This is a genomic window from Microbulbifer maximicatervae (SeqCode), from assembly GCF_052467505.1.
Genome location: NZ_CP174313.1, coordinates 187,223 through 200,423 on the forward strand (window position 1 = coordinate 187,223; position 13,201 = coordinate 200,423).

Genomic DNA, 13,201 nt, shown 5'->3' on the forward strand with positions numbered 1-13,201 from the left:
AAAAGAACAACCAATCCCACAAGAGCGAATCTTAAACAATGCGTATTGGCCACTATTCCAACTCCGCTGGTGCACGAAATAAGCATAGCAGGAGGACAGAAACCGGACTGGTAGCGTATTTGTCAGGCCACGGTACTTTTTCCGCGTATTAGTTCGGCGGGATCAATTCGATAGAAATGACTTAACTCCTTATAGAGCTCCGGGTGTAAGGCGTGCATAGCCGTTGGGATCGTATAGAAACTTTCTGTTGCTACAGCAAAGAACTCAGCGGGAGACTGGGCGCCGTATAAATCGAGCACAGAGGGTGTATCACCAGGAAACTCACCGAATTCAGCTCTTTGTCTCAAGCGGTGGAATTCCCGGCTCATAACCTCAGCCCAGGCGGCCCCTTCATCACTGCTTTCAAATAGAGGGCGGCCATCAAAGTAACCATCCTCTTCATCGACTTTGTGGGCGAACTCGTGCAGGGCGACATTGTGGCCCCGTTCAGGCGATTGTAAATCTTTCTCCAGGTCTCCCCAGGAGAGGACTACGGGTCCACGATAATGTGCCTCCCCTTCACGGGCACTGTGCCTGGCTGTTTCTATATAGCCTTCCCGACGTGTTTCGTGAGCGACATAGGTGTCCGGGTAGAGCAACAGGCTGTAAAGGTTGGGGTAGCATTCATTCTTGCGGCCCAATAGGAGTAGGCAGGCATGGGCAGCGATAGCCACCTTCATGCGTTCATTGACCTGAAGCCCCTCGCAACCGACAAACTCTTTGCCGTGGAGAAATAGGGCGATATTACTGCATAACTCTTGCTGTTGATTGGAGTTAAGGTAGTGATAGAGAGGAAGATTTTCCCTAATGAGTTGTAGCTGTTCCCGTGTTAAGGGTTGTGAGCGCAGGTAAAAAATGCGCCACTGTCGGTAGAAGTGGGGAACCAGCCATATCGCCAGGGCCAGCAGGATAATTGCGATAAAAGCACTCACAGCTTAAATGCCGGTTGTTTGCATGAGATATTATCTTCCAGCTTAAATTCTTGGCAGGGAGTCCCCTGGTGAAATTTCATTTGCCACTGCCCTTTACTTCTAACCCAAATAGATGATCGCTTACAAAACCCCTTGTACTCCCCTAGTTGGCCTCGCCGTGCAGATTTATACAACAGCATAATGACTGTGTCAGAGAGAGGAATGCATTCATAGTTTTGGCTGTGAATTTCCCAGCCCGTATTTTCCTCCTGTTGCATTGATCGCACTATTGCCTTGAAATCAAAGGTCCGCCCGGATTTCCCTACCTCTATAAAATCAGGGCTTAGTAGCCTGCTAATGACTTCAGGGTCTTTGCGTATCTCGAACTGATGCAGCTTTGTTTCATTCTCAATCAGAATATCGGCAATCTCATGTATCTCTGTTTTACCCGGTATGCCCCAGTTGCAGCAAATTACTATTTGCCTGGTTTTAGAATGGGGAGTTTACTGCCGAATTCAAGGTTTCGGATGGATAGAGTTATGCGGAAGCGAAGCTTGATAAATGGGGGATGTCTGCCAACACTTAGAGCGTCTGGGTGATTTTCCTGTCACTGTGGAGAAGCTTATGCGTTCGCTATTGGCCCTTCTTATCTTGATGTTTGGAGTCTGTACCCAGGTGCTGGCCCAGTCCGGTGAAACCCCGTTAAAAGTGGCGATCGCCGGGGATGCTCCGCCCTATGTGATTGACGGTGCGACCAGTGGTTTGGAAATAGATATCGTTCGGCAAGCTCTCCCTGGCTATAAGTTGGAGTTCGTACAGATGGGGTTTGCGGAGACGGCTCCAGCACTTGAGCAGGGTATGGTTCAGGCAGCGGTGAATGTACTCAAGAAGAATGATGGCCTATTTTACTCGAACAATATGATCAGCTTTGCCAACTATGCCATTGCCAAAGCCAGTGCAGAAATGAAGATTGGCAGTATTGCAGATCTTGCGGGTAAGAAAGTGATCACTTGGCAGGGAGCTCCCATGGATCTTGGGCCCGAATTTGAAAAAATGTTTGGGCCCAATGGCACCCAGAAACAGAATGTTATGCAGGCGCCAACAGCTCGTGACCTGGTTGCCCAATTCTGGAAAATGCCAGATGCGGTCGCCGTGGTTGATATGGAGCTATTTAAGTACTACAGCAATAAAATGGGTCATACCATGGCTCAGGTTGACCTATTCCAGATATTCCCGATGATGACAGACTTTCGAGTCGGTTTCCGCGATGAAAAAGTGCGAGATGACTTTAATCGCGGGCTGGCAGAGCTGTGCAGCAGTGGCCGCTACAAAGCCCTATTGCAGAAATACGATGTGGTGCAAAAGCAGGATATTTGTAAGTAGATAGCCTGAAACTGCGGAACAATTAATCGAGAAAGAAGGGGCCTGGATCTTATGATTTAGGCCTTTCTTGTTTGGTGTAGTGGGACGGGTTCGGACCTACTGCATCTAGTTCGTTGTCGGCAAATAGAAACTTGCTGCTTAATGAACTCTTGCGGGGTTATCGATAAATCTTATCGGTCTTATTTCCCAGTTTCTGAGTGCTCATAACCTCTGGCCAGTTTAATAAAAGCGCTCAGGTATTCAACTTCGCTGTCGTCTTCACGAGTTCCTAAGAAAATCTGTTTGGCAATACCCTGTCGTCCGAGGCGCACCACCGATAGCGCCAGCTTGGTAGAGTACTCCTCTGCAAGCCAGCGCGGCAGGGCCGCGACCCCGCGGCCGCTGGCCACCATCTGTAACATGATATCGGTAGTTTCACTGGTCTTGTGGCGCAGTGGCACCACGCCCGCAGGGTTGAGAAACTGGGTATAGATATCCAGGCGGTCCGGCGGCACGGGGTAAGTTAACAACACCTGATCCCGTAGGTCTTCTGCTGTCAGGTACTTTCGCTTTGCCATCGGGTGATCGCGAGGGACTACCAGCACCTGCTCGTAGTCAAATACAGGATCGAAGCGCAGTCCGGCTTTATAGAAAGGGTCAGGGGTAACTAGCAGGTCGATTTCGTAACCCAGTAAAGCGCCGAGACCTCCAAACTGGAATTTCTGCTTAACATCCACATCCACGTCCGGCCAATCTTCCAGAAATGGCGACACTACTTTCAGTAACCACTGATAGCAGGGGTGGCATTCCATACCGATACGCAGGGTACCGCGCTCACCTTGAGCCATTTGCTTTAGCTTGCTCTCAGCATGTTCCAGTTGTGGCAGGACACGGTTGGCCAATCCAAGCAGATATTCACCAGCCTGGGTCAAGCGCAAGCTGCGGCCCTCACGCAACCAGATAGGGGCCCCGAGGTTCTGTTCCAGCTTGCGTACCGTGTGACTCAGCGCCGACTGGGTTAGGCAAAGGTGCTTGGCCGCAGCGGTTAGCGAACCGTGATGGTCTACGGCCTGAATTATTGTTAAGTGCGTGCGCTCTAGCATAGCTTTACCTGAGAAAACCATGAGTAAAATTAATGGATAGTTGAAAATATACCATTTTTGTTCATTTATAAAGAGGCTTATCCTGCCTGGCAATGTCAATCACCAAGCAAAGAACTCAGTTTTTGCCTTAGGAATCAGGATACCAGGCCGCAATGAATAAAGAGTTTGCATTCAGCATCAAGAACTTACGCTTTGATGAAAACTATCGTCCAGCGGATAGCACGCGGATCACCACCAATTTTGCGAACTTGGCGAGAGGGGAGAGCCGTCGGGATAACTTGCTCAACACCTTGAGAATGATTGATCGTCGTTTCAATGCCTTGGCGCATTGGGACAACCCTAGTGCAGATCGTTACTCTGTAGAGCTGGATATTATTTCCGTTGATATTGATATTGAAGGCAACGGAGAAGCCTTTCCTACCATTGAAGTGTTGAAGACGAATATTGTTGATCATAAAAACAATCAACGGATTGAGGGCATAGTAGGAAACAACTTTTCTTCATATGTGCGGGATTATGATTTCAGCGTGTTGTTGTTGGAGCATAACAAGAAGCAAGACAAGTTTAGCCTTCCTGAAGGTTATGGCGATCTTCACGGGAAAATTTTTCAATCGTTCCTGAATTCAAGTGCCTACAAGGATAACTTCAGCAAGCCCCCTGTTATTTGTCTGAGTGTATCGAGCAGTAAGACTTATCATCGAACTGAAAATCAGCACCCCGTACTCGGTGTTGAGTATCGGCAGGACGAATACTCTTTAACTGACGAGTATTTTGAGAAAATGGGTTTGCAGGTTCGCTATTTTATGCCGCCGGATAGTGTTGCCCCTTTGGCTTTTTACTTCCAAGGTGATTTGCTTGGTGATTATACGAATCTTGAGCTTATTGGCACTATCAGCACGATGGAGACCTTTCAAAAGATATATCGACCTGAAATATACAATGCAAATTCTGTAGCGGGGACCTGCTATCAGCCCAGCTTGAAGCACCAGGATTATTCACTGACTAAAATTGTTTATGACCGGGAAGAGCGTAGCCAGCTGGCTATAAAGCAAGGGAAGTTTACTGAAGAACAATTTATCAAGCCATACAGAAGTATCCTTGATCAGTGGGCCGCTAATTACGCGCTTTAATTAACAAATATAGATAAGATTATTTTTCATGAATCGCCTATTGCCAACTTCAAGCGCTGGAAGCTTGCCCAAACCATCCTGGCTCGCAGAGTCTGAGAAACTTTGGTCTCCCTGGAAATTACAGGGCGATCAATTACATGAGGGTAAGCAGGATGCCTTGCGCCTGACCTTACAAGAGCAACAACAAGCCGGTATCGATATCGTTAGTGACGGGGAGCAAACCCGCCAGCATTTTGTGACCACATTTATCGAGCACCTCAACGGCGTTGACTTCGAGAAGCGGGAAACCGTTAAAATCCGCAATCGCTATGAAGCGAGTGTACCGACAGTTGTTGGCGAAGTATCTCGTCAACAACCAGTGTTTGTTCAAGATGCCAAGTTTCTACGCAAGCAAACCAGTCAAGCTATCAAGTGGGCATTACCTGGCCCCATGACAATGATTGATACTCTCTACGATAGCCACTACAAAAGCCGCGAAAAGCTCGCCTGGGAATTTGCCAAAATTCTCAATCAGGAAGCGCGTGAGTTAGAGGCTGCTGGTGTTGATATTATTCAATTTGATGAGCCCGCATTTAATGTGTTTTTTGATGAGGTGAATGACTGGGGGATTGCCACTTTAGAAAAAGCCATTGAGGGGCTGAAATGCCAAACTGCCGTACATATTTGCTACGGCTACGGCATCAAAGCCAATACAGACTGGAAGAAAACTCTGGGGTCAGAGTGGAGGCAATATGAAGAAGCGTTTCCAAAACTGCAAAAATCCAATATCGATCTGATTTCGCTCGAGTGCCACAACTCCCATGTCCCAATGGATCTCCTTGAGCTTATTCGTGGTAAAAAAGTGATGGTGGGCGCTATTGATGTGGCAAGCAACACGATTGAAATACCGGAGGAAGTAGCCGATACCATACGAAAAGCACTCAAGTATGTGGATGCTAAGGATCTCTATCCCTGTACGAACTGTGGTATGGCGCCTCTATCCCGCCAAGTTGCAAACGGTAAGCTCAATGCGTTAAGTGCAGGTGCAGAAATTGTTCGAAGAGAGCTCTCGGTTTAGCTGTCTACAATATTTAGGTGTCCCCATGTCACTTTCCAGTACAGCTATAGAACCATTGCGCTTTCGCGAAGCGCTGGGGCATTACGCCTCCGGTATTACGGTGATCGCATCGCACTGTGAAGGTGAGCCGATAGGCTTCACCTGCCAGTCGTTTTATAGCGTATCGACGAACCCGCCATTAGTGTCATTCAGCGTTATGTCGAGCTCGTACAGCTACCCCAAAATTCGCCAGGCAGGCCGATTTTCGGTCAATATCCTGTCGGATGATCAGGTCAAGATTTCCAACCAATTTGCTCGTCAAGGCGCGGACAAATGGAGCGAGGTCGAATGGCAGGAATCGCCGCTGGGGAATCCCATTATCGCCGGCAGCCTACACTGGCTTGATTGCGAAATTCATGCTGAACACGCCGCCGGAGATCACCTGATTGTGATTGGTGAGGTGAAGGCGTTAAACCTACAAAAAGCTGCTGCCAGGCAGCCACTTCTGTATTTCAAAGGCCAATATCGCAACCTTACTGCGGTGGCCCCAGCCGGGTAATACATGTGAGCAACGGGTTGCGGACATGCGGCCCCATCGCCTGCTTCCAGAAGGAACCCGTATCAATCAATTCGAGGAATTTATGGAATTTCTACTCTACCTGTTGCTGGGAGCTGTGGCTGGGGTGCTGGCCGGCTTGTTTGGTGTCGGTGGTGGCATCATCATCGTACCTGTGCTGGTATTCAGTTTTACTGCCCAGGGTATCGATCCGCATGTGCTGACCCACTTGGCGGTGGGCACTTCGCTAGCGACTATTGTCTTTACTTCGATTAACTCGGTTCTGGAGCATCAGCGCAAAGGCGCGGTGCTATGGCCAACTTTTGCCTGGATGAGCCTGGGTATTCTTCTCGGTGCAAGTCTTGGCTCCTTCACAGCGGCAGCTATCCAGGGGCCGATGCTGCAAAAGATTATCGGTGTATTTGCTATCACCATTGCCATTCAAATGGCACTGGAGCTTAAGCCCAAGGCCAGTCGCGCTGTTCCCGGCAAGCTGGGGCTGACAGCGGCCGGCGGGGTAACAGGCTGGGCCTCTGCCATCTTTGGCATCGGCGGCGGCACACTGACAGTACCCTTTCTAACCTGGCGCAGCGTGCCGATGCAGCAAGCAGTGGCAACTTCCTCAGCCTGTGGTCTGCCGATTGCTGCCGTCGGCGCTCTGAGTTTTGTGGCTATTGGTTGGCAGCAACCTGAACTGCCGCAGTGGAGTTTTGGTTTTATCTACCTGCCAGCCATGGTTGGTATCGCCATCACCAGCATGTTCTTCGCCCGTTTTGGAGCGCGCCTGGCTCACAAGTTATCTCCGCGATTGCTTAAGCGCTTGTTTGCCTTGCTGTTGCTCTGCGTGGGTGGGAGCTTTATTCTCTGAGGCGTTAATGAATAGCAGTCCGTCGATTACAGTCTGCTGTAGGCCTGGCTGCGAAGGCGCCAAGGAGGGTGCTTCAATTCTTCTCTTCTCTCAAGTTCACTCTGTAATCTGCACTCATTCGAAGCCTGGCAGTTTGCCTATAGCATCGATGACGACCACTATTGCGCGCGTAATGTTACGCAAAGTACCTAGCCTATCACTGGCGGTGCCCAAGCAGTTGCGATATCTAAATACATCATTGCTGTACTCGATAATCAGAACAACGTATAGATCAATGATACTGCCGATCTAATGTCTAGCTTATACGTAACAACCAAGACTCTACAAGCCGATGCAGGCATGCTGGTAAATGTCGCCGATTCAGTAGAGAGTCGTCAGCCACCTGGCTGGATATAGATATATTGCAGCGATGGCAATTTCATAATGTGTGCTGGGGTTGTATAGGTGCGCATAATATAGTGGATAGCGGTAAGTATATCGATCCAAAGAAAAATTACCATGGGGTATTTTTCTATACATATAGTAGAAAATGGATTTTTAAAGTAAGGTTGACGCCCTAATAAGGGTTTTTATGCTTCTATAGGGTTTAAGCTTGACGTCTATCGTAGTGTTAAAAAACTAACTCTTGTGCAAGGAAAATTGGAAAAGAAAAAATGAGTGATTTAGAGCAAGAAATTCTGAATGGAAGAAACAGCCTTTCTGCTGACCGTCTTGACATGTCATTTGGTGAATTGATGAATATGTACTCAAACGGTGAGTTGGTAATTGACCCAGAATTTCAGCGTCTATTTCGTTGGGATAGTTATCAAAAAACTCGTTTCATTGAGTCTATTTTGTTAGGTATTCCAATTCCGTCGATATTTGTTGCAGAGGATTCAGATGGGAAGTGGGAGATTGTAGATGGTCTTCAAAGGCTCTCTACGATATTGTCATTCTTTGGAATGTTGAAACATACTCCCGAGAAAAATAACTGGGAAATGATCCCCGGTGATGTAGTTGGATCGCTTGAAGGGCTAAAGATAGCTGAGCTCCCGACTAAATTTCAGCTAAATCTTAAACGATCAGTTTGTCGTATAGAAGTGGTGAGGTGGGATAGTAATTATGATATGCGATACGAGCTTTTTAATAGATTGAATACTGGCGGCACTCCCCTCGCAGAGCAAGAAATAAGAAACTGTATATTTAGAGGTATCTCTCCTGAATTTACTAATTTAATTAAGGATCTGGCAGTAAACCAGACGTTCCAAACTATTATCCAGCCGACTCAAAAGCAAAAAGATGAGCTTTACATGGACGAGCTGGTACTCCGCTTCTTTTCCTTGTTTAAAAATTCACAGGGTATTCAGAAAAACTTGCAAGAACATATGACCGAGTATATGAGGCTTGCGACAAAAGGGGCGGTTGAATACGGTGAGAAAATAAACATTTTCAACCGGGTCGTAGAGGTTGTCAGACCTCTAGGCAGGAACGTTTTAAATGGTTTGAATGGTCAGCTGTCAACGAGCCTATATGATGGGGTTTTTAATGGGGTCGCGGAAAATATTGACTATTATGAAACTGTAAGTCAGGAAAAGTTGGAAGAGGTGATTCAATCTTTGAAGTCGGATGAGGCGTTTAAGCAGGCAACGGGAACTGCATCAAATTACAAGGAACGAACTAAAAAGCGTATAAAACGAGCGTTAGAGATTTTCTCGCAGTATGAGTAACTTAGAAGATTTATTAGCCTCTGAAATTGATGATCTCTACAGTCAAATGTATAAGTGTAAGACTATCCATGTGCGCTACTCTATGCATGAGGAGCATAAGATTTTCCTGATAAAGCAGGCAGTTTTAAGTATTTACGCCCAGTGGGAAGGGTTTCTTAAAAAGGTGGTTTCACTTTATCTACAAGAGATCAATAGGGAGGAGCTGACATTTTGTGCGCTGCATGATAATTATATTTCTTATCAAACAGATCAGCTTGTTAAATTTAAGAGTTCGAAAACAAATTTCCAAACTATCACAAAAATATCTAAAGATCTTTATGGAATGTATCAAAGAAGGGTCGTTTTTAATACGAAAGTCAATACTGAATCGAATGCCAACTTGAAAGTAACTAATTCCATTTTAAAGAAATTGCGGATTAACTGCTTGGATGATGACTACAATGATAGTTTAAATAAGCTTTTATTGTTCAGGAATGCAATTGCTCATGGAGATTATGCGATTCCAGTAGTACAAAAAGATATTGATGACTTTAGCTTTCTAGTTCAAGGGCTTGCATCTGATCTAATCGTTAATGTTATTGAAAGTTATAAGGGCAGAGTTTATCTTCAAGGGGTTGGTGCTTAATCTCCAAGTTTTTTGTGTGAGCAAAAGCTTAATTTTGGGGTGTGAATTTAGTTGATGAAATTGTCTGCCTCAGAGGTTCTAGAGCGGACTTTTAAGGAGGAAGGTTATGGCTGATGTTTTGTCTGGAATAGTTCACATGTTGAATATTTCATCTCGGTTAAGAGATATTGCCAAAAATATTGAAGATGCAGAGATCAAAAATTTGGTTGCTGATTTGAGTCTCGAATTGTCAGATTTCAAACTGAAAGTTTCTGATCTCATGGTGGAAAATGCAGAGCTTAAGGATGAAGTTCATAAATTAAAGTCTGCGGATGGGGTTAAATGTCCAAAGTGCGCAAATAATACATTTGAAATTATCTCAACAAAGCCTCACCCTCAAATGGGTAAGCTAGGTATTCATATCCGGACTCACCTGTGTAGTGTATGTGAATTTAAAGAGGATAAAACCGTTGAAACCTAGAGAGCTATATGATCGATGATGGTGAAATAAAATTAGGGCTTTATGGATCGTCTTCTGAGGCAATTAGATGTATCAAGGGTGTGAAATTGCTTTCAAATAATAGCTTCCTAGTTTTTCCACACATGAAAGACACATTTCAAATGTACGTTTAATATTTGATTGGCAGTCTTTTGGTAGTTGAGTAGAGAGTCGAGCTATAGATGGAGGGAATGAGACCTGTGTAAAGTGACATCGTAATTCAACTTCATGCACTTCAGCCAAGTTAATCCCTGCTACTTCACATTATAAAGAGAGTAAGTTAGTCGGGATGCGTTGCGCCCTAGATTCCACTTTTGAATCTTGTGAGGACTTAAGCTTAAGTTTTCGGCGTAACCTGCGACTTCCCGCCCCCGGAAGGTGACCACAAAGTAGAGGCCTAAAGTCTTGATGAGTATCTAATAACAAATCCACATGCAACTTCATGGCTCGTGTTAGTGGTGGCTCAATGTAAGGGGGAGGATTTTCGATCATGATGATCACTCAATAACACCAGCTAGTGATGATGTGGTAGCGGCTGTTCTTGGTCGGTAGATAGCGTGCAAAATTTTTGATTAGCGCTGAGGACAATTGAAGTCCGCCAGTGAAGAGTTTGCGCCAATACCAATATGGGAGGGTCAGGAGCTAGTAATGGAAGAGGTGTTAAGGTATCAATCAGGTAGCAGCGAAGGGTATAAAAAAGGCTGGTTGAATGTGCAAGCTTTGAGTGATTGCCCAGTTTAATTTGAGCCAAAACAAAAAAGGGCTTACGTCGTGAGATGTAAGCCCTTTTCTTTGTATGGCGCGCTCGGGAGGATTCGAACCTCCGACCGCCTGGTTCGTAGCCAGGTACTCTATCCAGCTGAGCTACGAGCGCGTCGTTATGGGTGCGAACTATAGAGAGTTGATTCGTTGCCGTCAACCTCTTTTTGAAAAAAATCCTTAAAAATCCGCAACTTATCGAGTTTCTGGGGCCCTCTGGGAGCGGTCGACCAGTCTCGACAGGGCGCGAATTCTGCCGTGCCTTTCCTCAATTTGCAAGCCTTACTTTGAAAAATACTGCCTTGAGTACCAATTGCGCCAGTGATCTTGGGGCGAGGCATTAAATTCCTCGGTGTGATTGGCGGCGAACTATACTCATTACTCTCTACCGGGATTCCGATGATTCGCACCTTTTCCATTGCCCACTGCCAGGTCCGGTCTATCGTCCGGCGGCAGGCTTCTCCAGAGATATAGTGAGAAAATATGGCGGACGAGCAGGACCAAGAGCGAAAGCTGCCGCAGGGGGAGTCTCCTTCACCGCTATCGGGAAAGCCGGTGCCGCAAGGGCCACTGAATTGGCTTCAGTACTTCCTATGGATTTTCCTTTTAATACTGACTGTACAGTACTGCACTAACGGGCAGCTTTCTGGCAAGCGGACTGAGCTAGCTTACAGTGACTTTAAGAAAGAGGTCGCCGAAGGCAAAGTTGCCAGCGTGGTTATCGAGGGAGATAGAGTCAGCGGCACTTTTAAGCCGGAGGCGGGCAAGCTGCCGGCGTCAAGCACTGGCGAGAAAGAAAAAAAGGCTCCACCGTCGGAGCACTTCACAACCATTTTACCTTCCGTTCAAGACCCCGAACTGCTGCCCCTTCTGGAAAAGGAGAAGGTGGAAATCCTGGCAGAGTCTCCGGGAGGGGGCTTTATGCAGCGGATGTTGATTCTGCTTCTGCCCTGGATACTGATTATTGGGCTCCTGGTTTGGATGGGGCGGCGAATGCAGGAAAAGATGGCCAGTGGGGCTCCCGGCAGTCCCTTCGGCTTTGCTCGATCACCAGCAAAGCGGTTTGAGCGCAGCGAGTCCCAAGTGACTTTCGATGATGTGGCTGGGCTGGCTAATGCGAAAAAGGATCTGCAAGAAGTGGCGGGGTACCTCAAGAACCCGGAGCACTATCGCAAGCTCGGAGCGAAGATCCCCCGGGGCATTTTACTGATGGGCCCTCCCGGCACTGGCAAAACCCTGATGGCGAAAGCGCTGGCCGGTGAGAGTGAAGCGCCATTTTTCAGTATTAGTGGCTCTGAGTTTATTGAGATGTTTGTAGGGGTGGGCGCTTCCCGTGTGCGGGATATGTTTGCCGAAGCCAAGAAAGATGCTCCTTCAATTATTTTTATCGATGAGATTGATTCCGTCGGCCGGGCGCGGGGGACGGGTGTTGGTGGTGGACACGATGAGCGGGAGCAGACGCTCAACCAGATTCTTGGTGAGATGGATGGCTTTGATCCCCAGGAAGCGGTGGTGGTGGTTGCGGCAACCAACAGGCCCGACGTTCTCGATGCGGCGCTGCTAAGACCAGGGCGCTTTGACCGAAAAATTACTCTGGACCTTCCAGACAAGGCCGCACGCAAGGAAATTCTTGAGATTCATTCCCGCGATGTCCCATTGCACGGCAAGGTGGATCTGGAGCGGCTCGCGGCTCTTACTGCAGGTTTTGCCGGAGCGGATCTGGAAAACCTGATTAATGAGGCCGCACTGTTGGCAGGGAGAGAAGATAAGTCTGCGGTGGATATGGATTGTTTATTGAGGGCGAGGGATAAAGTGGTTCTCGGTGGCGAGCGCGAAATGGTTATCAGTGAAGAGGACAAGCGGATTATCGCATACCACGAAGCGGGACACGCGCTGGTAGCAACGCTATTGCCCAATGCAGACCCCTTGGAGAAGGCGACTATTATCCCCAGGGGGCACAGTCTCGGCGCTACCGAGCAGATTCCCACCGAAGAGCATCACAGTATGCAGGTCAGTTATCTCCGCGATCGTATCGGCGTAATGCTTGGAGGGAGGGTCGCTGAGCGGGTGGTATTCAAGGAGGTGAGCACTGGTGCAGAGGCAGATTTAAAGCAGGCGACGCGACTGGCCCGTCACATGGTGACGCACTGGGGGATGAGTGAAAAATTAGGCCCCGTTGCTTTCCGCCGGGGAGAGGAGCATATATTCCTGGGGCGCGAGATGGCCCAGCAGAAGGACTTCAGCGAACACACCTCAGAGATTATTGATGACGAAATTATTGCTTTGATCAGCGGTATTGAGATGAAAGTAGATCAGTTGCTGACAAAAAATCGCAAAAAATTAGATGCATTGGCTGGGGCTCTTTTGGAAAAAGAAACCCTCGATGCAGCGGAAATAAATGAAATACTTTCCCATGTGGCTGCGGGTGGTGATGACACTTCTATTGCGCCGAAATAGCTCCTGGCTTTAATGGAAATTTATTTTCCAGGTAGACCCACTGGTCAAATTTAATGTATTTAAATGTACCAGGTTAGTTGAGTTTATTAGTTTTGAATTGCCGGTAACCTGAAATATCGAAGGGCATTTTCAGGCTGAACTAAAAGAGCTGAGAATGTAATAATTTAAAAT

12 protein-coding genes and 1 tRNA gene are annotated in these 13,201 nt (G+C 47.2%); 9 read left to right on the top strand and 4 right to left on the bottom strand.

Annotation, left to right across the window (positions count from 1 at the left end):
• Window positions 1-122 precede the first annotated feature (122 nt).
• Window positions 123-971, bottom strand: coding sequence for a M90 family metallopeptidase (locus tag ACJJIN_RS00770; protein ID WP_444896504.1), 849 nt, complete (start codon window positions 969-971; stop codon window positions 123-125).
• The gene (locus ACJJIN_RS00775; protein WP_444898216.1) at window positions 968-1,429 is read right to left on the bottom strand and encodes a nuclear transport factor 2 family protein; all 462 of its coding nucleotides are present in this window, start codon (window positions 1,427-1,429) and stop codon (window positions 968-970) included. The genes ACJJIN_RS00770 and ACJJIN_RS00775 overlap by 4 nt, the downstream gene beginning before the upstream one ends.
• Window positions 1,430-1,574: 145 nt before the next feature.
• On the opposite strand from ACJJIN_RS00775, the gene ACJJIN_RS00780 reads away from it, so the two are divergent.
• Window positions 1,575-2,333, top strand: coding sequence for a substrate-binding periplasmic protein (locus ACJJIN_RS00780; RefSeq protein ID WP_444896505.1), 759 nt, complete (start codon window positions 1,575-1,577; stop codon window positions 2,331-2,333).
• Between the two features lie 179 nt (window positions 2,334-2,512).
• Here the strand turns inward: ACJJIN_RS00780 and ACJJIN_RS00785 are convergent, their stop codons facing one another.
• Window positions 2,513-3,415 (bottom strand): LysR family transcriptional regulator, encoded by a 903-nt coding sequence (locus tag ACJJIN_RS00785; protein WP_444896506.1) that lies wholly within the window; start codon window positions 3,413-3,415, stop codon window positions 2,513-2,515.
• Window positions 3,416-3,567: 152 nt separating this feature from the next.
• On the opposite strand from ACJJIN_RS00785, the gene ACJJIN_RS00790 reads away from it, so the two are divergent.
• The 7 genes from ACJJIN_RS00790 (at window position 3,568) to ACJJIN_RS00820 (ending at window position 9,796) form a co-directional block, all read left to right on the top strand.
• Window positions 3,568-4,545 carry a DUF1852 domain-containing protein gene (locus ACJJIN_RS00790; protein ID WP_444896507.1) on the top strand — a complete coding sequence of 326 codons (978 nt, stop codon included), beginning with the start codon at window positions 3,568-3,570 and terminating at the stop codon, window positions 4,543-4,545.
• Between the two features lie 28 nt (window positions 4,546-4,573).
• Window positions 4,574-5,602 carry a methionine synthase gene (locus ACJJIN_RS00795; RefSeq protein ID WP_444896508.1) on the top strand — a complete coding sequence of 343 codons (1,029 nt, stop codon included), beginning with the start codon at window positions 4,574-4,576 and terminating at the stop codon, window positions 5,600-5,602.
• 25 nt (window positions 5,603-5,627) lie between these two features.
• Window positions 5,628-6,140, top strand: coding sequence for a flavin reductase family protein (locus ACJJIN_RS00800; RefSeq protein ID WP_444896509.1), 513 nt, complete (start codon window positions 5,628-5,630; stop codon window positions 6,138-6,140).
• Between the two features lie 25 nt (window positions 6,141-6,165).
• Entirely contained in the window at window positions 6,166-7,005 is an 840-nt protein-coding gene (locus tag ACJJIN_RS00805) for a sulfite exporter TauE/SafE family protein (protein WP_444896510.1), read from the top strand.
• A gap of 653 nt (window positions 7,006-7,658) precedes the next feature.
• Window positions 7,659-8,711, top strand: coding sequence for a DUF262 domain-containing protein (locus ACJJIN_RS00810; RefSeq protein WP_444896511.1), 1,053 nt, complete (start codon window positions 7,659-7,661; stop codon window positions 8,709-8,711).
• The gene (locus tag ACJJIN_RS00815; RefSeq protein ID WP_444896512.1) at window positions 8,704-9,336 is read left to right on the top strand and encodes an MAE_28990/MAE_18760 family HEPN-like nuclease; all 633 of its coding nucleotides are present in this window, start codon (window positions 8,704-8,706) and stop codon (window positions 9,334-9,336) included. Before ACJJIN_RS00810 ends, ACJJIN_RS00815 begins: the two co-directional genes overlap by 8 nt.
• A 106-nt stretch (window positions 9,337-9,442) precedes the next feature.
• Window positions 9,443-9,796 carry a hypothetical protein gene (locus ACJJIN_RS00820; protein WP_444896513.1) on the top strand — a complete coding sequence of 118 codons (354 nt, stop codon included), beginning with the start codon at window positions 9,443-9,445 and terminating at the stop codon, window positions 9,794-9,796.
• 815 nt (window positions 9,797-10,611) lie between these two features.
• On the opposite strand, the gene ACJJIN_RS00825 is transcribed toward ACJJIN_RS00820, so the two are convergent.
• A tRNA-Arg gene (locus ACJJIN_RS00825) sits at window positions 10,612-10,688 on the bottom strand.
• Window positions 10,689-11,056: 368 nt separating this feature from the next.
• Here ACJJIN_RS00825 and ftsH point away from each other — a divergent pair.
• Window positions 11,057-13,030, top strand: a complete 1,974-nt coding sequence (ftsH, locus tag ACJJIN_RS00830) for an ATP-dependent zinc metalloprotease FtsH (RefSeq protein ID WP_444896514.1) — start codon at window positions 11,057-11,059, stop codon at window positions 13,028-13,030.
• Window positions 13,031-13,201 lie beyond the last annotated feature (171 nt).